A 25,387-nucleotide genomic window follows, 5' to 3' on the forward strand; every position below is an offset into this window, starting at 1 on the left:
CTCCCATCACCCGCTCGAAAACGAGGGGTGTGGCATCTTAGGAACTGGGGCGACTTGGCTCAAGACGAATCCGAGAGACTGGCTGGCCGATTCTGCTAGCAAATGGCGATTGTCACTTAGACCACCGCGTCTCCGACAATCAGTTCGGTAATACGAACACAGAAGTTGTCGTTGAGAATCAACACTTCGCCGCGGGCAATCAGACGCCCATTCACGAAGACATCGACCGGGTCGCCTGCCAGCTTATCGAGCGGCACGACCGAGCCCTTCTTCATCTGCAGCACTTCCTGCAGGTGCATTTCAGCCTGGCCCAGTTCGATCTTCACTTCCAGTTCGACGTCGCGAACCAGATCGAGGGTGGCCTTATCGGTGCTCGCAGGAGAGCCGCCGAAATCACGCAGCGTAAATGGAGCAATCCCGGCTGGCAGGTTTTCGTTGGGAGAGCTGAGAGAAGCCAGGGCGGCTTCGGCCTGGTTCAGCAGGTATTCCATGTCGGAAGGACCATTGCCACCCGCTGCCGAGGCTGCTTGTGCAGCTGGACGTGCGGCGGCAGGCGCCGCCTGAGGCGCTGCTGCTGGCTTCGGAGGTCCGGAAGATCCTGGCTGCTGGAACAAGGCTTCGATCTCGCTTTGATCAAGAGATTCGAGCTCTTCCTTGGGCTGGGGCGGAGGAGCACTGGCACTCGATTCAGCCCCTTGGGCCTGACGAAGCAGTTCTTCAATCTCGTCCTGTCCCATTTGATCGTCAGTCATCGGATTCCATTCCAGATGATAATGTCGCGGTCGGCGTCTTATTGCTCGACGAAAGAAAACTCACTGAAAACAATGGAGTGAACCATTGGTTTTCCGAGGATGTTGTTGGTTTTCTCTAAAATCTTACGCTTGAGCAACCCCAAACTTGGATCGGTCAATTCGCCTTCGTCGCTACTGCGGACGGTGACGATCACCTGTTCGCGGAAGCGATTCTTGTTCTTTTCCATCGCAGCCTCGAAGTCGGACTGGTCGCTGGCACGGATGGTAGCATACAGGTGGAAGTCGATTCGCATGGTCGACTCGCTCAACGGACGATAGGCCGTAATGCCAAACGGATCGCCCAGATCGATCTCGACGGTCTCTTCATTCGGAGCCAATGGCTTCGGTTCGTCGACGTTCTCTTCCCCTTCCGCCTCGGCAACCTGAGCTTGCATTTCTGCGGCCCGAATCACATCTTGCGGACTAGGGATTACGATGTACGCGACGGCACATTCAAGGATCACCAGAACCAGGATACCCCCCAGAATTTGCAACTTCGCTTTCATGGGTGGGCCCTTTTTCGCATCCTGAGGTACCGGACTTGTCGCTGAGTCGGACATGATTTCCGCTTATTGGAAGGTCAATTCTTATTACGCTTCCTAAACGTAGCATGCGAAAATGTGCGCGTCCGGCGCTATTTTCCAGTTGCCTCGATTGGCGGAGCCCGGCGATTGGCCTGCTCTTGGGCGGTGCCGACCAGGTCGTCGATAACCTCGTCCAACAGGAAGACCTCGACCCTTGGATTCTGCTTCAGCAGCAGCGGATCGGTCCCGATGTGGAAGGGTTCGTTCTTGCCCGAAACCGCGACCCGGATGCGTCGTTCGTCGATCCCTAACGAGATCAAAAATTCCTTTACCTTTACGCAGCGGGCGTAAGCCAGGTCCCAATGCGATTTGAAGGGACTGTCTTTCGGCAGTGGTTTGAGCGAGGTATGGCCGCGAATTTCGATTTTCTGCGGCTTCCCACCAAACTCGAGACCTTGGGCTTGAAGCGCTTCTTTGGCGGCGTCGGTCAGCTTGTCGCTGTCTTCGTCGAAGTAGACAACCGTTCCAATCGCGGTTTTCGATCCAGGCCGAATAATCCGCACCTGCGGACTATCCCCGACCGGAGCCTTCACTTTGTCGCCACCTGCGTGGGTCGAGAATCGCTTGGCACGCCCCATGGTGGCCAGCTTGGCAAGATTCGAGTTACGTGGCTTCGCGTTGCCGGCGATCACACTTTCCATCGAACTATCGTGGCCAAACTGACGTCGAAACGACTCGACGAGGGCCTGGTATTGCTCGTCTTTTTTAATTTCGCTCATCGAGACGAGCATAATAAAGAAGGTCAGCAGCAGCGACATCATATCGCCGAAGGTCACGACCCACTCAGGAATCCCTGCGTCTCCCTCATCATCATCCACGGCACAGCCCCTTTACTTATCGGCGTCCATCTTGGCGCGAACTGACGGCGGCAGGAACGTGCGTAGCTTCTGTTCGATCACGCGCGGGTTTTCGCCCGACTGAATCGACATGATGCCTCGGATCACGATTTCCATGCCCAGCAGTTCCTGCTTGTTGAGGAAGCCAAGCTTTTCCGAGAATGGTAGAAAGAGCACGTTCGACACGACCGCTCCGTAGAGCGTCGTGAGCAACGCCACGGCCATACCGGAACCAATCGAGCTCGGATCGCTCATGTTACCGAGCATAATGATCAGACCAAGCAGCGTCCCGATCATCCCGTACGCCGGAGCAAATCGTCCCATCTGGTCCGAGACAGCCTTGGCATCTCGGTGCCGGGTCGACACGGCGTCCATTTCGGTGCGCATGATATCTTCAATAGCATCGGGCCGCGTACCGTCGACTGCCATTTGAATTCCGGTGATGATAAACGGGTTATCAATCTCGCCGATGCGATTTTCCAGGGCCAGAAGACCATCGCGACGGGCAGTTTCAGCCAGGCTGACGATCTGCTTGATCAATGCGCCGTAGTCGACCGCTTTGTTCAGAAAGACCACCTTGATGGTCATCGGCATCGCGAGCATCGATTTCAGCGGAAAGGCGATCAGACACGCCGCAAGGGCCCCGCCGCACACCACCAAAAGCGATGGCACGTCGATGAACGCCATGAGCGAAGAACCTGGTGCGATCAAGATCGCGACCAAGATCAGCCCAAAGGCAGCCAGCAGTCCGACGACGGATGCGATATCCATAACGTTTTGTTCTAAGTTTCCCCGGAATTGGGCCTGGGTATACCAGGAGGCAACAGATTTTTGCGTTGGTGGTACTCAATTACACGATCCACCACAACGTCAGTTCCCTCGCGGACAACAATTCGGTCCCCATTCACCAGGGTGATGAACGTGTCGGGGCTGGCCTCGATGTAGCGGATCAGTTCCGCATTCAAGACGAAAGGTTCGCCCGCAAGATGGGTCAACTTGATCATCGCAAACCGCTCCCGTTCGAAGCACCGAACACCTAGTGCACTTCTGGTGCGCACTAGGCGTTCAAACTTAGGTCAGAATTAGTGGCGTGCTAGCGTTTTATCGACGCAGGTTCAGAAGTTCGTCAAACAACTGCTGAGCCGTGGTGATAACCCGAGAGCTACCACGATATTGCGTCGACGCCAGAATCAGGTCGATCAGGTTACCACCGATGTCGGTGTTACTCAGTTCGACCGCACCAGCGATCACATCACCCAGGCCATCCGCCCCCGGATCGCCGGTGACCGGCAAACCGGAGTTCACGCCGGTGGCAAACAGGTTTTCACCACGTTGTTCCAAACCGGCCGGGTTACCAAAACGAGCCAACTGCAACATCCCCAGGTCGCGGTCGACACCATTCGAGAACACGCCTCGGATCACACCATCTTCACCGATGATAAAGCTGTTGAGGGTACCGGTCCCCGAACCATCCTGTCGCGAAGCGTTGAGGGTAGGTTCGTCCTGGGCCAGGCCCGACAACTGCGTGAAGTCGAGGTCGAACTCCAATGGCGACTGCGAAGGAACGTCGCGACGCTGAATGGTAACCGTGTTGTTATCGCTCCCGACGAAGTTACCATCGCCGTCGAAGTAAATCAGACCGGTACCAACCGCGATCTGGGCTTCACCAATATCGCCGGTGTCCATGGCGGCGTCGTTGTCCGGCGAGTCGGCAAACCAGCGATACACCGTATTGGTACCATCGCGATGTTCCAGCACGGCGGTCACACGGACGTTGACGGGGATACCCAACGTGTCATAAACCACGAAGTCGGAAACCGTGCTTTGGCCGACCGCCTCTTGCACGGTACCAAAGTTGAGGTTCGGGTTCTGAAGCACGCCGCTGTTGTTGTCCAGCGTGAACGACGACAGTTTGATATCGACGCCATTGTCGACACCGTTGTTCGAGACGATTCGGATGCGACCATCCTGGATCGAAAGCCCCTGGGTCAGGTCAGTCGATTCTCCAGGAATGGAGTTCTCGGAACCAGGGATCGGGTTGGCATTGCCATTCACCGATGGCTGAATACCGGTCGATGCCCGAATGAACTCGAGCAGTTCCTGCACGATCGTCGTATCGGTGATCGTGAACGTCTGCTCATCCAGTTTACGTTCGCCCTTGTAGCCAGTGAAACTCAGCTCGCCCACTTCAAAGACGTTCTCGAAATTCAGACCGTCACGTTTGACAACGTCGACCAGCAAGGTATTTGAGTCGATCTTCGGACCATCGAGGTCGATCGTCTTGTTACCGGTGATCGACAAGTCCGAGATTTCGGAGTCGGCTTTGGTGTCGATGTAGTCTTCGCCAGGATCGAGTTCATCGACCAGGTAGAACGACGACGAGTCCGTGGAAAGGTTACGATAGATGCGAACCTTGTCGTAAGCCGGAAAACCACCTTCAGCTGGCGGGGTTGGTGGAATCGGCAAGTTGGAAAGTTCGATACGACCATTCACCACGTTTTGTGGCCCCAGGGCCAGCGATGGTCGGCTTTCTTCTTCACCCGAACGAGCGAAGGTGACCAGGTACGTGTAGTTGCCATTGATGGTCTGGGCATCAAGCTGGTTGGTCGACAGCACCGTCGTTCCATCGTCGACGTAACCACCGGCAGCGGTCGCCATGTCGAGGGTGTCCAACTCGTAGAAGTCCGATCCACCTGGCTGCGTGCGGTAGATACGAACCGAATCGTAGTCGGCACTGGTTGGAATATTATCCAGCAGAATCGAGTAACCGTTGCCATCGGCAGGAGCGCCCGACACGGTCACAGTGTGCGAGTTCGACGGAGCGGTTTCGTTGCCGTCGGAATCAAGGTAAGTGTAGCGGTACTGATACACGTCGCCGCCATCGAGCATACCGTCGACACCGGTTCCACCGATCATCGAAGCGGACAACTGCGTAGCGGTCGGGGCGGCGGCCGTATCTTCAACGGCGGCGCCCATGGCGAACGAGTTCACCAGGTAATAGGTCGCACCGCCGTCATTACTGCGGTACATGTTCAATTGCGAGAACGAACTCGACTGCGGAGGATCGGTGAAGGTCACCGTATTGTCGTTAGCCGAGGCATTACCATCTGCCAACGCGACGGCGTAGTCTGCCGAAGCCAACGTTTCGCCCGACAGCCCGACGTTCGAGAACGTGAAGCGATAGTTGAAGTTACCATCGGGAACGCTACCACCGGCACCTTCAGTCTGCGCATCAGTCGTAGTGGCAACGCCTGGGGTCACGGCAGATGCCGAGGTGGTCGCGGCGATACTAGGCTGCGCGGCGACACCGACCGAAGACGAGGTCGTATCGGGTCGTGGTACGGCCGAGTTACCGAGAATGGCACTTTCAATCACCTGAGCCTGCGTTGCCAGGTCGCCCGTTGCAGTTAACGTACCTTCGAGGTAAACGTTTTCAGTCGCCTTGGCCACGCTCTTGGCACCCAGCGGAATGGTCAGCGGCACCAACTGCGTGCGCTGGATCTGGAAGTTCTCGTCGATACCGAAACCAAGCACGCGTTGACCGGTGATCGTCACCAGTTCGTTCTGCGAGTTCGTCTTGAAGATACCGTTACGGGTATACAGCGTTTCGCCGTTGCCACCTTCGACGATGAAGAAACCGTCTCCCTGGATCGCCAGGTCGGAAGGGCTGTTACTGACTTCGATCGTACCCTGAGTGAAGTTCGGTGTGATTTCGGCAACCTTCGTACCCAGACCGGTCTGACGTGGGTTGGTACCACCGTTGGAAGAAGTCGGCTTCGACCCCAAGCTTTGGGTCTGCAGGAACTGCGTCGCAAACCGAGCTTCCGACGCTTTGAAGCCGACCGTTTGCGAGTTGGCCAGGTTATTGCCGGTAACGTCGATCTGCGTTTCCGCGGCGGTCATCCCCGTCAAAGCGGTCGATAGTGCCGATGCCAGACCCATGGATAAACTCCTTCAAAGATATGATGCGTTCTCCAAATCCTTGGAGAGCGTGGTTGTTTTAGGAAGTGACTTCTTCAGTTTCGTCGCTAGTGGAATCGTCGCTGCTGTCGGTATCGGTTTCATCCGTTCCGGTACCGTTGCCAGTCGAATCCGTTCCATCGACGTCGGTATCGCTGACGTTCGCCGGAAGAATCGTGAAGATGTCGTCCATATTCACGTCAACCGTCTGGTCGCCAGTGTTCACCTTTAAGGTCAACTGACGAGTTCCATCATCATTCGGAGCCAGTTGCACGCTTTGTACCACGCCAAACAAAACGTACCCGTCATCGGTCAGGGCTTGGACTTGTTTGCCAATCAGCCCACTGGCCGTCGAGATGCCTTGGCTCTGCTGCATCGACTCCAACGACTCGCGAAGCTGATCGGTCGCCCCGATCTCACGAATCTGGCTGATTTGCTGCAACATCTCCGAGTTCTCCATCGGATCGAGCGGATCCTGGTTTTGAAGCTCAGTGATCATCAGCTGCAGAAAATGGTCCATCGACAGTTCACGAAGATCTGTCGGTTTCGAAGCACCGCTGCTCGTAGTATTGGTCGACGTACTCGAATCGACTCTTGACATGATTCGCTCACTTCAACATGAAATGCGGACAATATGCGATCTGTTTACTGGTGTCTTGCTGCCAGCGAACATCAAATGGTGATGTTCAAATTTCGACTGTCTCGTTCGGCTTCTTTGTTGACCGTTTCGGTCATCGTCGGAGTTGCTTCTTCGCCATCCGATTTGCCTAACGACGAACCAGTTGGCGTGCGTTGATTTCCTTGCTCGGATGACTGACCGGCCATGTCGGAAGCAGCCCCGTCATGCGACGTCTGCTGCCCCATTAGCTCTACCTCGAACTGCTGCACGTTAATGTTCGACTCGGCTAATCGTTCGCGAAGTTGCGGCAGATTGTCGAGTAACACCTGGCGAGTCGAAGTGTTCTCGGCCTCGATCTTGGCGATCATGTTCCCATCTTCAACCTTGATCTCGACCTTGAGTTGCCCCAATTCGGAAGGGTTCAAGCGGATCTTGATCGACTGGCCTGGCGGAGTCGATTCAACGGCTCGGGCAACTCGGTTTATCAAACGAATTTGCTGACGCGAATCGAGCTGCGTTGAAGGCTTTCCTTCGGTGGTCTTTTGCAGCGTTCCACGTTGCATCCCGCGTTGCAGCAGCGAGGCGATGTTGTTCACGCCACCGTTGGTATTGGACGTGCTGCCGCCTGGCGTCGTTGTTGTTCGCGCCGCGGCGGAAGCTGCCGCTGCTGCGGCAACCGCTTCGCTTGCTTCACTGCTGGCGGCGATGTTCGAAGTGGTTTCGGCGGAGACCTCTGCTGGTGCCTTCGCTGCGTCAACTTTCGCATCCGGCTTGTCGGTTCGGCGTTGCACCGAACGGGACTCGTTGTCGCGTGACGAATCGTGTCCGCTCGCTTCTTCACCCGAAGTGGTTTCGATCTCAGGCGCGCTGGCATCCTCGGTTTGCTCCGCGGTTAGCTCTTCGCCGTTGGTTTCGTCTGCACTGGCCACGGTCTCGTGATCAGCCTGCGATTCGTCGGTCGCGGCGACTTCAGTGGTAATCTGTTCAGCCTGTTGGGCTGCTTCGGCCTGATCCTTGCCATCACTCTTCTGAGCAACCGCATTGGCATCGGTTCCCAGATTTTCCTGATCCGCGTCTGTCGCTGATTCCTCGATCGGACTGGTATCGAGCGGCTGGTCGGTATCGATGTTGCCGGCGTTGGCCTGTGATGTCTTCTGTTGGTTGACTTCGACCGCCCCGCCCTGCTCTGCGGCGACTTCTGATTCGTCTCCCTCGGTAGTGGCCACGATTTCTGGCGTGGCGAGAGTCTGTTCTTGTTGACTAGCAGCGGCCGTTTCGAGCGCGGCTTGATCAGGGTTGTCGGTATCTTCTTCGTTGGAACCCTTCTCCGAAAGTTCCGCCACGGCAGCGACATCTTCCGCATCGATCGAGTCATCCGCTCGCTGACTGCTGTCAGACACATCGTTCCGAGCCGCTTCAACCGGAACGGCACTCGCCGCTTCTTCGTAGTGATCGTCGTGCAGACTGGGATCGTCGGTAACCGCCGTGTAGGGTTCGTCGGCGACACTGGTTTTACCGCTGGCGGGCGCGGCTGGGTCGAAAATGTTCTTCCCTTTCCCCGACAGCGACTGCGAGGTCTTCATGATTAAGTCGAAGAAGGCCATCGGATCCGCAGCCGAAGCTTGCTGATTGCGCGAATTCCCCGCCCAGTTGGAGGTGGAATTGATCGAACTCGATGATGAGGTTTCCATCTGCTTCCTCGTTATTTGGACGGCGGCGCGAACTGCTGAAGCTGATCGCGAGCGTCTCCCAAAATGTCCGTATCCGGCATGCCCCGGCGAATCTCGTCTAGAATATCGGCCAGCTTCTGCTGTTCTTCCTCGCTACGGAACTCGCCCATAATTTTCTTACGCTTGTCGGTCGACATCGCTTTGACGATCTTCACCACGTCGGTCATCGCCTTGTCGTCCCGCTCGAGCATCATCAGAATTTGTTCTTTCGCCTGGCGTGGATCTAATGCTTCCAGCGTCCGCTGCACTTCCACGATAGCTTCATCCAGCACACCATCTTCCAGGGCTTTCAGACGCTGATCGAAACCTTGCTTTAACTGGTCGTAACGCCGACGTTCTTCCATCAGGCTCGATTGCATGTTCCGCAGGTTCTCGATCCCGGTATCCAGTGCTTGCAGGCGAAAGTCGAGTGCCAGATGTCGCTGGGCACGCTCGTCGATAATCTGCTGCATGTCCGGCTCTTCGTTGTCTTCTTCCGGCTCGTCCTCTTTCTGGATTTCTTCCCGGATCGCATCTTCGTCGATGCCATAGACGATCGCCATCAGCGAGTAGAAACGCTCTTTGGTGAACGTCCCGGAGTTGGCGAACATCGCCACGCAGATTACCTGCGCCAGGACGGTCGCTACGCAGAGGTAGGCAATAAATGCTCCTGCCATACGTACCAAAGCCACGTCTAGTCTCCTTTACGCCGAAAACCGCCCAGGGCGATTTCGTCCATTTGTTTTGCTTCCAGAGCGAGCTCCCACTGTTGGTGCTGCTCGTGCTTCTGTTCCTTCAATCGTTCCAGGGTGCGGACTTCGTGGTCGGCGTCGATCAATGCTTGACGACGTTGTTGAATGTGCGGCTGCAACTGCTGCATCAAATTCAACTTCTCTTGCCGCAGGGCTTTCAAAAATACGAACTCGCTTTGCGATGCCGCGATCAGGTCGACGTTCAAGGTTCCCTTTTGTGAAACTGATCGAACGTATGTGTTGTGCTCTTCCATCTCGCGTTCGATGTCGGCCTGGTGCTGTTTCAGTTGATCTTCCGCTCGCAGCACCTCGGCCAGGTCGGCACGACATTGATCGCGCGCGGCCATCTTCAGCCGGAGGTAGGTCTCGAGTCGGAAGCGAAACTTGGCCATTCAGGTTCTCTGAGCTACTTGGAGTTAACTCGGGCGCCGCCCAGGTTGGGCTGCGGTGCGCTGCATTTACGAACCAGGGCCAGCAACTGCTGCTGGGCTGATTCGACACTGGCTTGTTCGTCCACCCGCTGTCGCAGGAAACGATCAATCTCGTCCTTCAATCGAATCGCCATATCGATCCGAGGATTCGCTCCCTGGCGGTAGGCTCCGATGTTGATCAGGTCTTCATTTTCGGCATAGGTCGCCATCAAATCGCGAATCACCAGCGCGCCGGTGCGAACTTCGTCGCTAACCAGGTCGTTCATCAAACGGCTGATGCTCTGCATGATGTCGATCGCCGGATAGTGCCCTTTGCCAGCCAACTTTCGGGAAAGCACGATGTGGCCATCCAGGAGCCCTCGCACCGTATCGGCGACCGGTTCGTTGGTATCGTCCCCTTCGACCAGCACGGTATAAAAGGCAGTGATACTCCCCTGTGCCGTGCGTCCGGTTCGTTCGACCAGGCGCGGCAGTAAGGCAAACATCGACGGCGGATAGCCCTTCGTCGTTGGCGGCTCGCCGGCGGCCAAACCGATCTCTCGTTGAGCCATTGCGAAGCGGGTCACGCTGTCCATCAGGAACAACACATTCTTGCCACACGAGCGGAAGTATTCGGCAATGGTCGTCGCGGTTAATGCGGCCTGCATTCGCTGAATGGCAGGCTGATCGCTGGTCGCCACAACGACCACGCTACGAGCCATCCCTTCAGGACCGAGGTCGCGTTCGATGAAGTCGTTCACTTCACGACCACGTTCACCGATCAAGGCAATCACGTTCACATCGGCCGACGTGTAACGGGCCATCATCCCCAGCGTGACGCTCTTACCGACGCCACTACCAGCGAAGATCCCCACACGCTGACCGAGACCGCACGTCAGCATGCCGTCGATGGCACGCACGCCCGTCGAGATCGTTTGATCAATTCGCGGACGATTGACCGCATTCGGTGGATCGCGATCGAGTCCCAGCCGGTCGACAGCGATCGGCGGTGGAAGGTGATCGAGGCACTTGCCGTGGGCATCGACAATTCGCCCCAGCAGTTGATCCCCCACGCCGACCGTGCGGAACGATTTTCGCAAACGCACGATGTTGCCGCGGCGAATCCCCTGCACTCCGGTCAACGGATAGACCAGGGTGTGTTCTCCCTTAAACCCAATCACTTCGGCAGGAATCGCCGGCCCGACCTGGCGTTCGATTTCGACGACCGCACCAATCGGCACCGGAAAACCGGCTACGGCGGTGGTGGTCCCGAAGGTCTCGACAACACTTCCGGTCACCGATGTCGGCATAACCTGGGCCAGGCGACTTTTCAGGGAAGCAATCACGCGGCACCTCCCAGTTCTTCGGCAATGCGGCTGAGTTGGGTTTCAATGCGATTATCGATCGAACCAAACTTGGTTTCGACAATGCAACCACCACGGGTGATTGAGCTGTCGGCGATGATTTGTGCCGGAGCCAGCTTCTTCAGTTCATCGCACAACATCGCTTCGCCACTTTGCATGCTGCTGAGATCTTGTGGGTTGAGTCGCACATGGATCTCGCCACAGCCAGAGGCAAGTTGCAACGATTCACGAACAAGCGTGGCCGAGACTTGCGGATCGGCGGCAACTTCCCGGCGAATGATCTTTTCCGCGATCGCGACAGCAACCTGTAAGCCGACTTGCTCCCATTGGTTCAGCCAGGCCTGACGGGCGGTCGTCAGCTCTTGGACTAACGTTCGCAACGCTGGAAGCAGCGTCGCGGCTTGTTGATCGACTTCTACCTTCATCGACTGGCGAGCCTTTTCTTCGGCTGCCTGACGACCTTGTTGTTCGGCCTGGGCCCGGATCTGCTTGGCTTGTTCCTGGGCTTGCTTGACCAGCTCGGCCGCTTTCAGCTTGACGCTGTTCAGATCGTTTTGAGCCTTGCTGCTGACATCGTCGAGATTGAACGCGACGGTCGCCATCAGGTTGGGTTCGTTTTGCAGGTTGCCAGATTTGATCACTGCCATGGGTGCTTCTCCTTATGCGGCGGCCTGAAGTTGACCAGCCGCGCGGGCCAGCGTGGGCGTCAGGGTCGAATCTGCCGCAAGGCACATCTGACGCTTGGCATGATCGATGTCCGAGAGCAACACCGGCTGCATCTCGCGAATCTTGCGTTCCAGCAACTTTACATCGCCAGCACCAAGACCACGCGAGATTCGTTTCATCACCGCTGGTGAAGCCCCGCAAAGTGCGAGCAAAACGACCTTCGGTCCGGTCTGATGCAGCACGCGAGCCAGCGAAGCATCGTCAAGCATTGCGAACTTCTCGAACGGGAACTTCGGCTGCGGAAGCTCGCGAGCCGTTGCTTCGATCTTGGCGACCGGTGCCTTCTTCGGTTCCGGCGTCTTCGGCTCGGGCTTCTTCACTTCGATCGGAGCCGTGGCGGCAAATGGCTGTGCCTTGGGTTCGACCTTGGGCTGCGGCATGGGCACGACGGCGGGCGTTGGCTGGACAATCACCGAGGCTGCGTTGGCAGTCTGCTGGAAAGTTTCCAGGTCGCCAGGAATCTGCGAACCGCGACTTCTTAGTTCGGCGAGAAGCTGCTCGGCCTGGTCGTTGGAAGATGCCTTCAAGATTGCCTGGGCGGCAGCCATTCCGAGTCGACGTCGCTCGAAGGCGAGTGTTTGACGCGAAACAATTTGCTTGATGCGGGCTTCAACATCCGCCACGATCTCTTGCGATGGCTCGTCGAGCATGGTGATGCGGTGGACCACTTCGGCCTGGAGGCGAGCTGGCAGCTGTCGCAAGATTTCCGAGGCTCGCTCTGGCTGGAGGTAGCTCATGACCATAGCGGTCACTTGCGGGTGTTCTTGCTCGAAGAACGGGGCCAGCATCTCGCTGGGGGCGTCGTTCAAGAAAGCGAACGGCGGAGGCGTTGGCACCGATGAAGGCTGTGGTGCGGCGACCGGTGCTTCAGGCTGCTGGTAGGTGAATTCCATCTCGACGCCAGGATCTTCCATGGCAACCTGTCGACCGGAGTTCCGCAGAAACTCGTCGAGGACGGTTTGGCGTTCTTCGTCCGAAACGTTTTCGAGTTCGATCGACATCCAGCGAATTTGCGAGGCCACCTCTTCCGGCATGCTGTCGAGCAGCTTGTCGGCCGAGACTTCATCGAGACTGGCGATCACGATGGCGGCTTTGCGGATGGTTTCAGGCGATGTGTTCATGGCTTGTTGATCTGTTGTGGCTTAACCGCTAGTTGGTGCTTCCGATCCAGTTCTGCAGAATTCCCAGGGCCGTGTCAGGATCTTCGCGAACCATTTCGGCCAGTTCGTTCTTCAGGTTAGGACCACCACCCTGATTGAATCGTTTCTTGAGTAGCCCCTGCATCGAGCTCTCGGACTCTTCGTTCGGCTTCGCCTCTTTTTTGGCTTGGGCGTTCGCTGGATCTTCCAGCTTGAAGGCTTGCGCTGACTCGGGCGCAGGAGCACCGCCGGCCAACATACTGCGAAGCATCATCAAACCGAAAATGGCAAACCCGATGGTTGCGAGTGTTTGCCAGTTGGTCGCCAACCAGGCCATTGCCGTGTCGGCAATCGCAGGCTCTTCCGTCGCGGTCTCGGGAAGTTGGGGAGCGGTCATCACGTAGACCTGCGGATAAGGATCTTCTCCCTGGGCTTGTTCCGGCAGCAAAGTCACGACGGTGGTTTCGACCGCCTTCTTGGTTTCATCTTCGATCTTTTTCAGTTCGCCTGGATCGGGGGTCTTGGCCGGCTGACCAGCAGGCGTTGGATTGCGGGAATGCCAGACATCGGCGTAATACTGGCTTGGGATGCTTACCGAAACGGTCACCCGTTTCGGAGTCAACGAAGCGAGTTGCTTCTGCATGTAATCCTGGTTCGTCACAGCAAGCGTTTCTTCGCGATTCGATTCAGAAGTTTGCTCTGACATGGGCGTCTGGCTGACGGCCGCTTGCTGATTGGGCTGCTGCGCTTCGAGCCCAGGACGACCTGCATTGATTGGCGTCCGTTTGATGTCCGACGTTTTCTCAGCCTTAGAGGCCAGTGGCGTCGGACGTGGATCGTACTTGATTCCCTTTTCAATGCGGTTCATCTCGGGATCGAGTTCAACGTTGACCGTCACGTTGTTACCGTTGATGAAACGGAGGGCGTTCTGGATGGTGTCGGTCCAGTGCTGCTCGAACCATTGCTTACGAGCCGCGTAGGGATCGTCGTTGACCGAGGCCAGGTCGTTGTCCAAGCCGCTGTAAGTCCGACGGGAATTCAGATCGGTCACCGAAACATGCTCTGCTTTGAGCCCAGCGATCGAGTGAGCGACGTAGTTTTGAATGCTTTTAACGGTCTTAGGATCGATATCATCGGAGCCGGAAGGACGCACGACGACGGAAGCTGTGTAAACCTTCACACGCGGAAAGCCACCTTTGTCTTCGATGTCGTACTGAACCGAGGCGTACTCGATGCCGCGCATGTTCCGTAGAACGAGAGCCATCTCCTTTTCGCGAGCGACCTTCTGCCGATCCGAGCGATGCTTCTCTGATTCAAATGGGCTCGCTTCGCCGATTGCCTTTTCGACACTGTCGTGAAAATCTGGCGGGATAGCGTTGTTCTTGACCAGCGCCGCGATGTAGTCGACACGGCGACTGCGGGGGACGTAGATCTGGCTACCGATCACTTCGTAGTCGTCGAGTGTCTCGGCAGCGAAGGCGGCCAGAATGGCTTTTTGATCGGCCGGGGCGATCGGGGCGCCAGACAGGATCGGGACATCCTTCTGGAACATCTCGCTTTGAAACAGAAAGGCGACGCTCGTAACAATAGCCACGACCAACAGGCCTGCGATGATCCGGGAACCGGGTGTCATCGAGACGAAGAGGTCTTTAACTTGCTCGAACGCTTTGTTCAAAAAGTCCATCCTTGGACCCTTCAAGCTGCGAAAATGTTCGTTAGTTGGTAAGGTTTGCCATCATCGACTCCTTCGATGGATGGCCGCTGGCGGTCGCTCGATCCGTGAGCTTAACCGTTTTGTCGCTAAACGCGAATGTCTTTCACTTCCGCATAGGCCTGCATCATTTTGTTGCGGACCTGCATCATCAATTTGAACGACATGTCGGCTTTCTGCACGGCGGTCAAAACTTCGGCCGGATTGACATCGCCGCCGGTGAACAAGGACTCGACCGCTCGGTCGGCGTCCTGTTGCATCTGGTTGACTTCCTGAATTCCTTCGAGAAGGAACTTACCAAACGATCCCGACGCTTCGTCCGCTTTGCCAGGCAAAACGTTCGGCGTGGTGGGGATGTTCAGTTGCTGTTGGATTGCGTTAATGGATGCCATCGGGGGAGATCACCATTGTTACGCCAAAATGCGAAGCGTTTGATTCGTCATGTTCTTGGTCATTTCGAGCACGCCGACGTTCGATTCGTAGGCCCGGGTCGCTTCCAGGGCATCGACAAATTGCTCGGTCATATCGACGTTCGGATACTCGACGTATCCCTTCCACTTGCCATCCTTGATTGCCAGAGGATGGTCTGGCTGCCAACGTCGCTTCGGATCGACGTTGTCTTCACGCACTTCGGCAACCTTCACGCCGGCGGCACCACTGGTGGTGGCCAACTCGTGATCGGTTTCCAAAATCACATGTTTCGCTTTGTAAGGACCAATGCGTCCATTGGCGTCACGCAGCGACGACATATTGGCAATGTTTTGCGAAATCGTGGTCAGGCGTTCGCGCTGGGCGACCAGGCCACTCGTGCTGATATCCAAGGCGGAGATCATCGATACGTCCTTTCCTGACTAAATAAAATCCGGGGGGGATTAAAGTCGTTCGCTGATGGCAACATTCAACAGACGAAACTGGTTTTCCATAATGGTAAGAGCCATGTTGTGCATCTGCTGATTCTTCGTCAGCTCGGCAACCTGCTTTTCGATGTCGAGATTGCTCTCGTCATGAAACAGGATTCCGTTGAGTGATTCTCGCACTTCTCGCATTGGGTCACCTTGCTTGGTGCTGACCAACCCGGACGGAAGCGACTCGTTCGGTTGATTCTTCTGCTCGATCGCCTCGGCCAAAACTTCGTGGAAGCGATCGACGTTCAAGTCGCGGCCCTTGTAACCAGGCACACGCTGATTGGCGATGTTCGTGGCCAGAATGGAATGTCGCTTCTGCGCGAAGTTCACGACCTGTTCGAGAACAGGGACGGTGTTCGCATTGAGAATCGAAGATTCCATCGTGGGCTTCCTTAAGTTAGGCGACCGACGTATTGCAAAGGGTGTGCCGAGGTTGATGCTTGCATGAAATTCGTTTGCCAGCGACCCGCAAACTTTGCCATGTCCGGCAAATCTTGCGGCAAGCCACTTTCCCGGCAACTTTTACCCTTTCGGCGACCGGCAAATGTTGCCGATACGTTTCCGGAAAGTCTTGCCGATAGCAGTTCATGCATGCCACCTCGACTAAACATGTGCGAAGGTACGAGCCCGAGGAGCCAGGCCGTAGCTTCGCAGTTTGTTACTTAAAGTTCGTACGCTGATGCCTAACGCGGCCGCCGTCTTTTCTCGGTGACCTTCGTAGTGCTCCAGGGTTTGTTCGATCAACTGGCGTTCAACTTCCTCCAGTCGCATTCCGACCACCGACACATTGCCGGATGGCTGCAGCGAAATGGCTTCCTGATTGCCTTCCAGCAGCCAGGGGCGAATCTGATCGGCGGTCAGATCATGCCCGATCGTCAGCAGGGCGGCTCGCGTGACGATGTTTTCCAGTTCGCGAACGTTGCCTGGCCAGGTATGACTTTGCAGGACATCCATCGCCGAGTCCGCCACGGTCAACATCTCGCGACCAACCCGCTGAACGGCCGCCCCCAGGAAGTGGTCAACCAGTAACGGAATGTCTTCTGTACGATTGCGGAGCGGTGGCAATTCGATCGGAACGACATTCAAGCGATAGTAAAGGTCCTGTCGAAAACGATTCGCGGTGACTTCCGCCAGCAGATCACGGTTCGAGGTCGCCAGCACACGCACGTCCGCTTCGATCGTGGTGCTGCTGCCCACTTTCTCGAAACGTCGCTCCTGCAGCACTCGCAGCAACTTGGCTTGTAGCGGCAGGTCGATTTCGGTGATTTCGTCGAGCAGGATCGTTCCCTTGTCCGCCAACTCGAAACGACCGACCCGTGCATGATCGGCACTGGTGAACGCACCCCGTTCGTGCCCGAACAGTTCGCTTTCCATCAAGTGAGCCGACAGCACAGGGCAGTTCAAGCTGATCATCGCTTCGCGGCAACGACGGCTGGCCAGGTGAATCGAACGGGCGACCAGTTCTTTACCAGTGCCGCTTTCACCAGTTACCAACACGGTTTCGTCGGTCGGAGCGACCAAGGCAATGCGTTGCCGCAGCGTTCGCATGGCGGGACTGTCGCCGATCATGACGACACTGTCGCTCGTTCCGCCTGGAGGAATCGCCGTGGCACGGTCGCCACGCGTGGTCGATTCGATCGCTCGGCGGATGGCCGCTTCGAGCGGTTCCAACTGGACTGGCTTTTCCAGGTAATCGAGCGCGCCAAATCGCATCGCTTCGACAGCCGTATGAATGCTGGCATGCGCGGTGACCATGACCAGTTGCGTCTTCTCGTGCTGGGCACGAACCTGACGAACCAGCTCCAAGCCATCCATGCCGGGCATCTGCAGGTCGGTCACGACGACGTCGAATGACTGCTTGGCCAGCAGATCCAACGCTTCGCGACCGCTGCCGCAGCTCACCGCTTGATAGCCAATGATCGACGCGGCATCGCACAAGCTCTCGCGCGAGTGCGGGTTATCGTCGACCACCAGGACCGAGTGGTTGTTCGAGTGATTTTTGGTCGTATCAATCATGCGGCTGCCTTCGCTGCTTTCATGGGGAACATAAGCATGAATGCGGCCCCGAAGTCGGGGCAATTCATCGCGGAAACCTGGCCTTGGTGCACTTCCATCACCCGCTGCACGATCGCCAGGCCAAGGCCAGTTCCGGTGCTTTTGGTGCTGAAGAACGGATCGAAGATGCGTCGAACATCGCCAGCCGCGATTCCACAGCCGGTGTCGGCGAATTCGACTTCCAAGTGGCCAAAGTTGACCTGCGAGGTAATCGTCAGGATGCCACCTTCGGGCATCACATCCAAAGCATTCAGCGTCAGATTGAGGAACGCTCGCTTGAGCATGTCCTTGTCGGCCAGCAACATCTCCTGCTCGGTCAGATCGAGACGCAACTGAACGTTCTGGGCCTGAAACTGCGGAGCAAGGTCTTCGCAGATTTCGAGGATCATTTTCGAGGTTGGCACGTACGTTTGGTTCGGCTGACGATCGGCGGTGAAGTGCAGCAGGTCGTCGACGGTCGTGTTGAGCACGGTAAGGCCGGACTCGATCTTATCGACGATCCGATTCGTTTCGGGATCGGCGCCGATCTTTCGCTTGAGCAAACCGGTATACAGCGTTAATGGCATCAGGCCATTGCGTACTTCGTGGGCGATATGCGACGCGACGAGCCCCAAATCGGCCAGCCGATTTTTGCGGGCCAGTTCACGATTCTTGACTTCCAACTCGTCGGTCAGCCGGGTCACTTCCTTGCGAAGCGATTCGTGTGTTTCCTGCAGGCGAGCGGTTGCCTTGTCCCAGCATTGCAGCAGGTCACGCAGATCGATCGACTCGTCGTCGGGCGACATATTGAACAGTCGGTTCGTTTCAGGCATTTGTGGTTGCTCTTGAGGAGAGGTCATATGGGCCGTCCCTTTTTCACTCGGCGGTCAAATCGAAACCGCGGCTCGTGGGGGTATTCATATCGGTGTAGGCGGAGGCAGAATCGACGGAACTGTTGGTGTCCCGCAGCATCTTGGCGATCTCGTCCCGGTGGGCCGAAACCACGTCGGTGCTCTTCTGTTCCATGTGCTTCAGTTCGCTCAGCAGTACTTCGCACTGCTTGGCCTTCTGCGAGCATTGGGTTCGTTCACTGGCACTTCGCCAGACCCGCGATTCCGGATCTTGCTGGCGAAACGGATCCATGGTTCGATCGATGCGTGTCAAGCGTTCGATCAAGGTTTGCTTGGCTCCCAGGACTCGCATCAGGTCGCCAATGTATTGCTCGTGGCCCGCCAAACGCAGTTGATACTGCGACAGCGTCAAGAGCTGCGTCAGCACTTCATGTTTCTGGTCGATCAGTTGGACCAGTTGGTCGGTTTCCTCCAGGCAAGGCATGCTTTTGGCTTTCCTCTTAAAGGGTTGTCCCTAACCAGTCGAGGTAGTTCTTCCAGTCATCGCGAGACCCATGTGTCGTGTTGGAAAAGTCGACGGTGTCATCCAATCGCGACAAGACAATCTTGGCCTGCTCGACCGTTCCGCGAGCTTCGTTCGATTGATTTAAGTACCGGTAACAGTGGGCGATTTGCACGAACGCTTCCAACGACACCGGTTCGTTCTGATAGCGGTTCGAGGCGGTCGAGTAAGCTTCGATCGCCTCCTTGTAACGGCCCAGTTCAAACATCGCCGCGCCCTGGGCGAAGTAGCAATTTCGTAAGATCTTTGACTCAACCGGATCAAGCTCGGCTTGCGTTTCCAACTTGGTGGTCAGTTCGTATTCCAGTTGGTTGTAAATCTCGATCGCCGTTTCCAGGTGATCCTTCACTTCTTTGTCGAACTTGATCCGCTGCGTTTCGATATTCACCAGGCGAAACTTCTTCTTCGGCAACATCGACGAGCGACGATGACACTCGGCAATCAGGTAACGAGCACTCGCCGAACGAGGATCGTCTGGGTACCGTCGCACGGCGGCATGCAAATACTTGATGGCACCCTGATAGCTTTCGTTGGACTGCTCCAGGAACTGGAACGCTTCGCGTGGAATCGCTTCCGGCGACTCCAAAGCACCTTTCACGCGTGCCTGGGCTTCAAACATTTCCCCTTCCAACTGCAGCACCTGGCCGAGCGAGAAGAGCGAGTCTTGCCATTCACGGCTGCTTGGTTCAAGTCGACCATCGTCGAGATTAGCTCGCAGAACATTCTTCGCTTCCGCCAGCTTGCCCAGTTCCATGTAGGCTTCGCCTGCCAACACGCGAGCTTCGTACACCGAAGGATCTTTCGGATAGAAGTCGAGGCACTCATTCAACGGAGCCAACGCATCTTCGGCACGATCAAGGGCGATGAGCGCTCGGCCCGTAGCGACCAGGGCTCGCGGTTGATGTTCGCGAGTTTCGTAACGCTGATACTCCGCCAGGATCTCGACTGCTTTGCTGAAGTCTTGCCCTCGCAGATAGGCGGAAGCGCTCTTCCATAGATCGTTGGTATATTCGGCCGTGGCGAAGCGATTTTCCGCCAGGTCAAAATAGACCTTGCCGGCACTGCGGAAACGGAAGCGAGCTTTGGCTCGCAGTTCGAGCGATTCGTTGAAGGGAACTTTTTCGGCCTGGGCTGCGAGGTAGTCACCCCATTCGTACTGCACATCGGCCAAGATCTGCAAAGCTTGATCGGCTGGAAACAGAGGCCGCAAGACCTGGGCAACTTCGACGGCTGGCTTATATTTTTGAACCGACTTCCAGGCATCGATTGCCGAAGTGACCCGCTGACGGAAAGTAACTTCGTCGACCCAGGGGTTTTCGTAACGACCGGTCAGGGTCGATTCGCGAAGAGCACGGCGATAGATTTCCACCGCTTCTTCATCTTGCCCGGCGGCTCGAAGCAGTTCTGCTTCTTCGAGACCAGCGGCGACACTTTCGTGCGTGCGGTAATAGATCTTTCGGGTTCGCGAAGCCTGGTCCATTGCTTCTTCGGTTTGGCCGTTCGCTCGTAGCATCACCGACAACAAGTACGAAGCCTTACGAGTCGAATCGGCAGCAACCAACTGGTTGCTGGCCGCTTTGCGGAACAAACGAATGGCAGCTTCGAGGGCGCTTTGAGCTTTGTCGTTTTCGCCAGCGGCAAGCAGGTTTAAATAACGGCGGCGACTGGCGAGACCTTGAACGATGATCGCATCGACGTAGCGCTGCGAAGTCGGAGGGATCTTCTGGATTGTTTGCTCGGCCTTTTCAAGGTCACCCAGTTCATATTCGATCTTGGCCAATCGCAGTAAGGCACCCGACTGATCGTCCGGCGAAAGCCCCGGGTGCGAGCCGTACTGCGTGCTCCACTTGCGAGACTGTTCGAGATTCTCCGGCGTGGTTGGATCCAGCTTCAGGTAGCAGTCGGCCAGAGCGTCTTCGATTTCCAGTTGCTGAACTGGATACTGAGGATAAACGGCCTTAAGGGTTTCGATCGCTTTCTCGTACTGCTTCGATTCCATCTGGCTGATGCCCAGCAGGAAATCGCCTCGGACTTCGTAACCAGGCGGATAGCCTCGTTCTTTCGCCTTTTCGAGGTATTGAGCCGCGACACGATAGACCGTCTCGCGATCTTTCGGATTAAGATAGTCCTTCGCTTCGTCGAACAGGGTCATCCCCAGCAGAAACGGAGCGGCTCCCTGATACGGCTCTTCGACGCGAAGGTCGTCGATATGAGCCCGAGCGATCTCGCGAGCTTTCGTGACTTCCCCTTCTTCGTAAAGGGCGATGCCATGTGCCAACGACTGCTCGTCGGTCTCGCTGCTTCCCATCAAGACCCAGGCCGTCCCGGTGCCGATACCTGCCAGAGCGATCACGCCGACAATCAGAAAGATCCGATTGCCCAAAAGGCCCATGAAACCGCCGCGAGGTGCTTCCCCTTCGGCTGCTTCAGGAGCTTCGTTTTGTTCGGCGTCAGTCGACATGAAAAAAAGTTCTCAAGTTCCTTGGGGGCTCAAGCCGATATCGATAAAAGGGAGAGTCTGGCCTGAGTTTGTCGGTCAATTGCTCGAAAAACATTCGCGAGTCCGACGTGCGCACGCAACCGCGCATGGATTCGCGGGGCAATATGTACAGAAATCTGCCGAAAGGGGTCAAGACAAGATCGGAAAGATCGCGTCGGGGGTCTCGCTAGCAATCCCCTCGCAGGAATGCCCCTTTTTTAAAGGCGCCAGGCAGTCCCGTCCGCGCACGAAAAAAGGCCTCGAAGATTGAGGCCTTTATCTTTGGATTGTGCGTCTGAATGCCAACCAAGGGCATTAGCGAAGAATTTGCCCCATGACCCAGCCGTTCATGGCTTCCAGCATGTCGGTCATGATGCCATCGCCGCAAAGATACTCGCGAACGTCCATTTTCAGCCCGGCACTGTGCCCCAGGCGAATGTCGTCGCAAAGATTGTCTTCGGTGTAGTAGGTGCTTTCGTGGCAGTGCATCAGCAAGATCGGCATCTTCTCGCATAGTCCCAGATTCCGCAGCGGAGCATGCCCTTCCGGAAATGGACCATTAATCGAAATCACACCGGCGTAATCCTCAGGATGCTGCAATGCCAGGCGAAGGGCCATGGTAGCACCATCTTGATAGCCTGCCAGGAAAATGCGGCGGCCATGGATATTGAACTGGTCCGACGCCGATTCGATCGCCGTCTCGACGCGTCGCGAGGCGGCTTCGATGCTCATTTCATCTTGAGCCCAGTAATAGCTGCTCATCCCGGCACCACTGCCACGCGAATGACGGCTGGTCCCTCGCGGCCCGACGGCGACGAAGTTGCGGGTACTGGTCAGCGGCATAATGCGGCGAAGCTGCGACTCGTTATCGAACGCTCCATGCAGCCACACGATCAGCGGATAGGCATAGCCTGGCTCGTAGTGCAGTGGCGTGAAGAGCTCAAGAGGGCAACTTTGCGACGAATCTCGCCGAATGCGAAACTCGTAGATTTTGCTTTGCTGGACGCTAAGGTTCGAGGAATGCGTCGCAGGTGGCACTGGCGTGTCTAAGCGTTTCATGAAAACGTTCTGAGAACTCTCGGTGTTGGTTGTTCGGAGAGCGAAGCCCAAATGTGGCTTGGTTCGCCAAATGGGTCAAGATCAGCCTCTCCATCTTTTTGACTGATCTGCTTCGCCTGAGTAGTGCCAACGCTGAGAAATCGTACTCGAGCGTCCTGCGCGACATCCTTGCCGCCACGTTGGAACAAGCATTGAATCACGAATGAAGAAGGGAAACAATCTTGCTAGCGACGTCGGTTGCTCTGAATTTCTTCCCAATTATCCACGGTACAAACCGTTATTGCTGTACCGCGGATTTCCGACGACTTGCGTTTCCCAAAGAAAGCCTGTCGGCACTTATGCCAACAGCTTGTCCATCGCTTCGACCAGGCCCTTCACGGCGTCGACGCTCTTCTGGAAGTCGGTCTTTTCCTGCTCGGTCAGTTCGAGCTCGATGACTTTTTCGACACCGTTGGAACCCAGGATCACTGGCACACCAACGTAGTATCCACCGACGCCGTATTCCTTGTCGCAGTAAGCGGCGACCGGGATCAGACGCTTCTTGTCACGGACGATCGCTTCAACCATCTGAGCCGTCGCAGCGGCTGGAGCGTAGTAAGCACTGCCGGTCTTCAACAGACCGACGATTTCAGCACCACCCTTACGAGCGCGGTCGACGATTTCTTCCAGACGCTTTTCGTCCATCAGACGCGTAACCGGGATACCACCAACCGAGGTGCACGATGGCATTGGAACCATCGTATCGCCGTGGCCACCCATCAGCATGGCGGTGACGTCTTCGACGCTGACGCCCAGTTCCATGGCGATGAAGGTACGGTAACGAGCGGTGTCGAGAACACCGGCCTGACCCATGACGCGGTTTGGTGGGAAACCACTGACCTTCTGCGCCTGCTGCACCATGGCGTCGAGCGGGTTGCTCACGACGATGATCGTGCAGTTCGGGCTGGTGGCCTTAATTTGTTCGGTAACGGCAGTGACGATCTTGGCGTTGGTTGCCAACAAGTCATCGCGGCTCATGCCTGGCTTGCGAGGAATACCAGCGGTGATCACGACAACATCGCTGTCCTTGGTGTCGGCGTAATCGGTGGTACCAACGACATTGCTGTCGAAACCAACGATTGGCGAGGCCTGCATCAAGTCGAGAGCCTTACCCTTGGGCATATCTTCAGTCTGCGGAATGTCCAGCAACACGACATCGCCCAGCTCGGCGGCTGCACACCAGTGAGCGCAGGTGGCTCCCACATTACCGGCACCGACGATCGTGATCTTGGCTCGTTTCATGAGAGAGTTCTCCTCGAAAGCCCAGCTACGGCTGGGAAAAATGGTTGAAGACATGTCCGCAAGATGAATCGTTTGAAGCTGTTAAGCCCAACAATCCGGCTCTGCTGCTGAATATGGGCCAGCCGCCAGCGATTATCAAGAGGGCTTGACGCGTCGCGTAAAATCTTCGCCGCTTGGCCATGCATGTTAACGACGTCGCGACGACGACTTGCGTCCCAGGATCAGGCCAAAAGCGACCCCCATGCCGATCACGACCCCCAAAATAATCAGCACCGCGAGCACAAAATTATTCGTTTCCAGATTAACCTTTTGCTCACTCAAGCGAACATTCGACGCAATGAACAAAGGACTAATCTGTCGACGGGTAAAATCTTCGCGAGACATAAACGGTGTTCGATAGGCCCACAACTTAAAGAAGGGCCCCACCACTTCAATCGGCTGATGCAATTGCTCGCCTACCTTCAAGCCGGCCGGTAACTCAGGCACACACACCAGCACCGGATAGTCATTGGCAAACTCTTTGCGTGTTGACTCATCACCAGGACGCTGCGAGACAATCGGTGCAGGGATCGGCACAAAGACCGACAACTCGTAATAGTGATCGAGCCCCAGTCGCTCGCGAACATCTTCATCATCGATTTCGATGCGTGTGATGCGGCGACACAGTCCATAGAGTGGAATAAATTCGCCTCGATAGGCTTCTGGCGAGACCATCAAGCCATTCTTAGGCAACGTCAATAGCTGCGAAACATTCTTGTCGCTCGTCGCCGTCTGCTGATCGATTGGCAGTCGCGTGACCGCCGCCATCATTTGATAAAACGGTTCGCGTTCGAGCCCCTCAAACTTGGCTCGATCAACCACATGTGACAGCTCACCTATATCCATCCCCTGCTCTGCCAGTCGCACCAATGCGGGCGTTACGCCTAAGGCAGGATTTGGCTGTTGAGGATGCCACGAAAGCTTCGGCGAAACAAAGACATAGCCGCGCTTACCATCTTCCAATTCGTACGACTTCAGAAAGATGCCAGGGCAACTGAAGCGTTCACCCACGACGTTTTTCTCGGGGTTTAAAGCGACCCGCCAGGCCTGAGGAATCTGCTCGACGATGATCGTTCCTTGCGCGTTGCCTTCGGTTTCATCGAATCGCACATCCACTTCGTAATAGGTGGCCAGGCCGACGCTCTCGACCGCTTCGGCCGGAACGGAAACCTCACGCACCGCTTGCACCGTGCCGGTTAGCAGGAAGAAGTCAAGGCGATGCTGCTTGGGGTTATCCAGCAAGTCTTGCCAGGGCGTTTCCAGGTTCAGCCAACGTGTGATGCGATGTGGTTGCAATCGACGTAAACGAGTCACCGCGCGGATGACGGCCTCTTGCTCGCCCTGAACCAACGGCTCACCATCGATCAACATTTCCAAATAGCTGGGACCGAAGTCAATCATCGCGAAGAACTCACGCGACGACATGTTGGCGAAGTCAGGCGTGGCCGGCTTACTTGGCTCGGGTTCGGCCATCGGCGTTTCGGCTGGCTCTTCTGTCATTGTCGATGGCTCGCCGCCATCTTGAGCAAACAGATGCGAGGCAAAGAACAACAGCCACAAAACTGCCATGCAGTGC

25 protein-coding genes are annotated in these 25,387 nt (G+C 56.3%); 1 reads left to right on the top strand and 24 read right to left on the bottom strand.

The features are described from left to right. Positions 1–116: 116 nt before the first annotated feature. From fliN to AB1L30_RS16800, 22 genes are all read right to left on the bottom strand, one after another. Complete coding sequence (gene fliN / locus AB1L30_RS16695) at positions 117–752, bottom strand: flagellar motor switch protein FliN (RefSeq protein ID WP_367014552.1); 636 nt, start codon at positions 750–752, stop codon at positions 117–119. A gap of 38 nt (positions 753–790) precedes the next feature. Continuing rightward, positions 791–1,297 carry a hypothetical protein gene (locus AB1L30_RS16700; protein WP_345086692.1) on the bottom strand — a complete coding sequence of 169 codons (507 nt, stop codon included), beginning with the start codon at positions 1,295–1,297 and terminating at the stop codon, positions 791–793. 128 nt (positions 1,298–1,425) lie between these two features. Then, complete coding sequence (locus AB1L30_RS16705) at positions 1,426–2,193, bottom strand: flagellar motor protein MotB (protein ID WP_345086694.1); 768 nt, start codon at positions 2,191–2,193, stop codon at positions 1,426–1,428. Positions 2,194–2,205: 12 nt separating this feature from the next. Next, the gene (locus AB1L30_RS16710) at positions 2,206–2,982 is read right to left on the bottom strand and encodes a motility protein A (protein ID WP_345086696.1); all 777 of its coding nucleotides are present in this window, start codon (positions 2,980–2,982) and stop codon (positions 2,206–2,208) included. A gap of 11 nt (positions 2,983–2,993) precedes the next feature. Continuing rightward, complete coding sequence (locus AB1L30_RS16715) at positions 2,994–3,215, bottom strand: flagellar FlbD family protein (protein ID WP_367014553.1); 222 nt, start codon at positions 3,213–3,215, stop codon at positions 2,994–2,996. Between the two features lie 97 nt (positions 3,216–3,312). After that, the gene (locus tag AB1L30_RS16720) at positions 3,313–6,153 is read right to left on the bottom strand and encodes a flagellar hook-basal body complex protein (RefSeq protein ID WP_367014554.1); all 2,841 of its coding nucleotides are present in this window, start codon (positions 6,151–6,153) and stop codon (positions 3,313–3,315) included. A gap of 58 nt (positions 6,154–6,211) precedes the next feature. Further along, positions 6,212–6,772: a flagellar hook capping FlgD N-terminal domain-containing protein gene (locus tag AB1L30_RS16725; RefSeq protein ID WP_367014555.1), complete on the bottom strand. Its 561-nt coding sequence runs from the start codon at positions 6,770–6,772 to the stop codon at positions 6,212–6,214. Positions 6,773–6,843: 71 nt separating this feature from the next. Beyond that, entirely contained in the window at positions 6,844–8,481 is a 1,638-nt protein-coding gene (locus AB1L30_RS16730; protein ID WP_367014556.1) for a flagellar hook-length control protein FliK, read from the bottom strand. An 11-nt stretch (positions 8,482–8,492) separates the two neighbouring features. Next, entirely contained in the window at positions 8,493–9,191 is a 699-nt protein-coding gene (locus AB1L30_RS16735; protein ID WP_367014557.1) for a hypothetical protein, read from the bottom strand. A gap of 2 nt (positions 9,192–9,193) precedes the next feature. Further along, a complete protein-coding gene (locus tag AB1L30_RS16740) occupies positions 9,194–9,643 on the bottom strand; it encodes a flagellar FliJ family protein (RefSeq protein WP_367014558.1) in 450 nt (149 codons plus the stop codon). Positions 9,644–9,657: 14 nt separating this feature from the next. Further along, positions 9,658–11,007, bottom strand: a complete 1,350-nt coding sequence (locus AB1L30_RS16745) for a FliI/YscN family ATPase (protein WP_367014559.1) — start codon at positions 11,005–11,007, stop codon at positions 9,658–9,660. Then, on the bottom strand, positions 11,004–11,672 hold the full coding sequence (locus AB1L30_RS16750; protein WP_367014560.1) for a FliH/SctL family protein: 669 nt from the start codon (positions 11,670–11,672) through the stop codon (positions 11,004–11,006). The genes AB1L30_RS16745 and AB1L30_RS16750 overlap by 4 nt, the downstream gene beginning before the upstream one ends. Before the next feature lie 12 nt (positions 11,673–11,684). Continuing rightward, positions 11,685–12,872, bottom strand: coding sequence for a FliG C-terminal domain-containing protein (locus AB1L30_RS16755; protein WP_367014561.1), 1,188 nt, complete (start codon positions 12,870–12,872; stop codon positions 11,685–11,687). A 28-nt stretch (positions 12,873–12,900) separates the two neighbouring features. Further along, positions 12,901–14,574: a hypothetical protein gene (locus tag AB1L30_RS16760; protein ID WP_367014562.1), complete on the bottom strand. Its 1,674-nt coding sequence runs from the start codon at positions 14,572–14,574 to the stop codon at positions 12,901–12,903. Between the two features lie 116 nt (positions 14,575–14,690). Beyond that, on the bottom strand, positions 14,691–14,993 hold the full coding sequence (gene fliE / locus AB1L30_RS16765; RefSeq protein ID WP_345086712.1) for a flagellar hook-basal body complex protein FliE: 303 nt from the start codon (positions 14,991–14,993) through the stop codon (positions 14,691–14,693). A gap of 18 nt (positions 14,994–15,011) precedes the next feature. Next, on the bottom strand, positions 15,012–15,434 hold the full coding sequence (gene flgC, locus AB1L30_RS16770) for a flagellar basal body rod protein FlgC (RefSeq protein ID WP_345086713.1): 423 nt from the start codon (positions 15,432–15,434) through the stop codon (positions 15,012–15,014). 39 nt (positions 15,435–15,473) lie between these two features. Next, on the bottom strand, positions 15,474–15,887 hold the full coding sequence (gene flgB / locus AB1L30_RS16775; protein ID WP_367014563.1) for a flagellar basal body rod protein FlgB: 414 nt from the start codon (positions 15,885–15,887) through the stop codon (positions 15,474–15,476). A 222-nt stretch (positions 15,888–16,109) separates the two neighbouring features. Then, positions 16,110–17,522, bottom strand: a complete 1,413-nt coding sequence (locus tag AB1L30_RS16780) for a sigma-54 dependent transcriptional regulator (protein WP_367014564.1) — start codon at positions 17,520–17,522, stop codon at positions 16,110–16,112. Continuing rightward, on the bottom strand, positions 17,519–18,400 hold the full coding sequence (locus AB1L30_RS16785) for an ATP-binding protein (protein WP_367014565.1): 882 nt from the start codon (positions 18,398–18,400) through the stop codon (positions 17,519–17,521). Before AB1L30_RS16785 ends, AB1L30_RS16780 begins: the two co-directional genes overlap by 4 nt. Before the next feature lie 16 nt (positions 18,401–18,416). Continuing rightward, positions 18,417–18,875, bottom strand: a complete 459-nt coding sequence (locus AB1L30_RS16790) for a hypothetical protein (protein ID WP_367014566.1) — start codon at positions 18,873–18,875, stop codon at positions 18,417–18,419. A 16-nt stretch (positions 18,876–18,891) separates the two neighbouring features. Beyond that, positions 18,892–21,414: a tetratricopeptide repeat protein gene (locus AB1L30_RS16795; RefSeq protein WP_367014567.1), complete on the bottom strand. Its 2,523-nt coding sequence runs from the start codon at positions 21,412–21,414 to the stop codon at positions 18,892–18,894. A 333-nt stretch (positions 21,415–21,747) separates the two neighbouring features. Further along, positions 21,748–22,491, bottom strand: coding sequence for a hypothetical protein (locus tag AB1L30_RS16800; protein WP_367014568.1), 744 nt, complete (start codon positions 22,489–22,491; stop codon positions 21,748–21,750). Between the two features lie 53 nt (positions 22,492–22,544). Here AB1L30_RS16800 and AB1L30_RS16805 point away from each other — a divergent pair, with 53 nt between their 5' ends. Next, complete coding sequence (locus tag AB1L30_RS16805; protein WP_367014569.1) at positions 22,545–22,697, top strand: hypothetical protein; 153 nt, start codon at positions 22,545–22,547, stop codon at positions 22,695–22,697. 130 nt (positions 22,698–22,827) lie between these two features. On the opposite strand, the gene mdh is transcribed toward AB1L30_RS16805, so the two are convergent. Both mdh and AB1L30_RS16815 read right to left on the bottom strand, forming a co-directional pair. Continuing rightward, positions 22,828–23,772, bottom strand: coding sequence for a malate dehydrogenase (mdh, locus tag AB1L30_RS16810; protein ID WP_345086726.1), 945 nt, complete (start codon positions 23,770–23,772; stop codon positions 22,828–22,830). A gap of 186 nt (positions 23,773–23,958) precedes the next feature. After that, positions 23,959–25,380: a hypothetical protein gene (locus AB1L30_RS16815; protein WP_367014570.1), complete on the bottom strand. Its 1,422-nt coding sequence runs from the start codon at positions 25,378–25,380 to the stop codon at positions 23,959–23,961. Positions 25,381–25,387 lie beyond the last annotated feature (7 nt).

This window comes from Bremerella sp. JC817, from assembly GCF_040718835.1.
Lineage (GTDB): Bacteria > Planctomycetota > Planctomycetia > Pirellulales > Pirellulaceae > Bremerella.

What these genes read in the sequence shown, in the direction of transcription:
- fliN (WP_367014552.1), bottom strand. Translation starts at nt 752, where the DNA reads ATGACTGACGATCAAATGGGACAGGACGAGATTGAAGAACTGCTTCGT.
- AB1L30_RS16700 (WP_345086692.1), bottom strand. Translation starts at nt 1,297, where the DNA reads ATGAAAGCGAAGTTGCAAATTCTGGGGGGTATCCTGGTTCTGGTGATC.
- AB1L30_RS16710 (WP_345086696.1), bottom strand. Translation starts at nt 2,982, where the DNA reads ATGGATATCGCATCCGTCGTCGGACTGCTGGCTGCCTTTGGGCTGATC.
- AB1L30_RS16715 (WP_367014553.1), bottom strand. Translation starts at nt 3,215, where the DNA reads ATGATCAAGTTGACCCATCTTGCGGGCGAACCTTTCGTCTTGAATGCG.
- AB1L30_RS16720 (WP_367014554.1), bottom strand. Translation starts at nt 6,153, where the DNA reads ATGGGTCTGGCATCGGCACTATCGACCGCTTTGACGGGGATGACCGCC.
- AB1L30_RS16725 (WP_367014555.1), bottom strand. Translation starts at nt 6,772, where the DNA reads ATGTCAAGAGTCGATTCGAGTACGTCGACCAATACTACGAGCAGCGGT.
- AB1L30_RS16730 (WP_367014556.1), bottom strand. Translation starts at nt 8,481, where the DNA reads ATGGAAACCTCATCATCGAGTTCGATCAATTCCACCTCCAACTGGGCG.
- AB1L30_RS16740 (WP_367014558.1), bottom strand. Translation starts at nt 9,643, where the DNA reads ATGGCCAAGTTTCGCTTCCGACTCGAGACCTACCTCCGGCTGAAGATG.
- AB1L30_RS16750 (WP_367014560.1), bottom strand. Translation starts at nt 11,672, where the DNA reads ATGGCAGTGATCAAATCTGGCAACCTGCAAAACGAACCCAACCTGATG.
- AB1L30_RS16755 (WP_367014561.1), bottom strand. Translation starts at nt 12,872, where the DNA reads ATGAACACATCGCCTGAAACCATCCGCAAAGCCGCCATCGTGATCGCC.
- AB1L30_RS16760 (WP_367014562.1), bottom strand. Translation starts at nt 14,574, where the DNA reads ATGGACTTTTTGAACAAAGCGTTCGAGCAAGTTAAAGACCTCTTCGTC.
- fliE (WP_345086712.1), bottom strand. Translation starts at nt 14,993, where the DNA reads ATGGCATCCATTAACGCAATCCAACAGCAACTGAACATCCCCACCACG.
- flgC (WP_345086713.1), bottom strand. Translation starts at nt 15,434, where the DNA reads ATGATCTCCGCCTTGGATATCAGCACGAGTGGCCTGGTCGCCCAGCGC.
- flgB (WP_367014563.1), bottom strand. Translation starts at nt 15,887, where the DNA reads ATGGAATCTTCGATTCTCAATGCGAACACCGTCCCTGTTCTCGAACAG.
- AB1L30_RS16780 (WP_367014564.1), bottom strand. Translation starts at nt 17,522, where the DNA reads ATGATTGATACGACCAAAAATCACTCGAACAACCACTCGGTCCTGGTG.
- AB1L30_RS16785 (WP_367014565.1), bottom strand. Translation starts at nt 18,400, where the DNA reads ATGACCTCTCCTCAAGAGCAACCACAAATGCCTGAAACGAACCGACTG.
- AB1L30_RS16790 (WP_367014566.1), bottom strand. Translation starts at nt 18,875, where the DNA reads ATGCCTTGCCTGGAGGAAACCGACCAACTGGTCCAACTGATCGACCAG.
- AB1L30_RS16795 (WP_367014567.1), bottom strand. Translation starts at nt 21,414, where the DNA reads ATGTCGACTGACGCCGAACAAAACGAAGCTCCTGAAGCAGCCGAAGGG.
- AB1L30_RS16800 (WP_367014568.1), bottom strand. Translation starts at nt 22,491, where the DNA reads ATGAAACGCTTAGACACGCCAGTGCCACCTGCGACGCATTCCTCGAAC.
- mdh (WP_345086726.1), bottom strand. Translation starts at nt 23,772, where the DNA reads ATGAAACGAGCCAAGATCACGATCGTCGGTGCCGGTAATGTGGGAGCC.
- AB1L30_RS16815 (WP_367014570.1), bottom strand. Translation starts at nt 25,380, where the DNA reads ATGGCAGTTTTGTGGCTGTTGTTCTTTGCCTCGCATCTGTTTGCTCAA.